Annotated in this window: 1 pseudogene; it reads right to left on the bottom strand. The window is 42.4% G+C overall.

From position 1 onward, the window contains the following. Positions 1 to 463, bottom strand: a pseudogene (locus tag EIZ48_RS28835) (transposase); the annotation flags it as partial.

Below are 463 nucleotides of genomic sequence, written 5' to 3'. Positions count from 1 at the left end.
AATGTTTCTTCAATTTGCATGCGTTTGGTGTAGAGCCTGACGATACATCGAGATTTGTTGGGATATTAGTCGCCAGCAGCCAAGGTTCTAGTGCTGACTTCTTATGGACTGCCTGGGCGGAGAAGTGCTCTCGACCTTTTGGCCGGTCTTTACGTTTTTTAGGTGTTTGTTTTTTATAGAGATGAAGATGGCATTGCAATGGTTTTCGCTTGGCTAGCTGTGTGAATCCGACATATTTAGGTTTGCWAYTCGCTTGATTAAACAACTGCTTGATGTGTTGCCATTGGCTTTTTATTAAGAYGTTTACATCACCTCTTACGCGTCCAAGATAACACCAACCCATGTCATTAACTTGTCTAAACCATGTATTCCGAAAGCCAGCATCAGTCACGATGATAGGGATGACATGCGAGGGTAAAACAGCTTTAAAGTTATTGAGAAACTGTTGATGACTACGTGGAGA

It is taken from the genome of Photobacterium alginatilyticum (assembly GCF_009910675.1).
Lineage (GTDB): Bacteria > Pseudomonadota > Gammaproteobacteria > Enterobacterales > Vibrionaceae > Photobacterium > Photobacterium alginatilyticum.
Note: the sequence above shows the minus strand (reverse complement) of the source record. Positions and strands in the feature narration are given on the sequence as shown.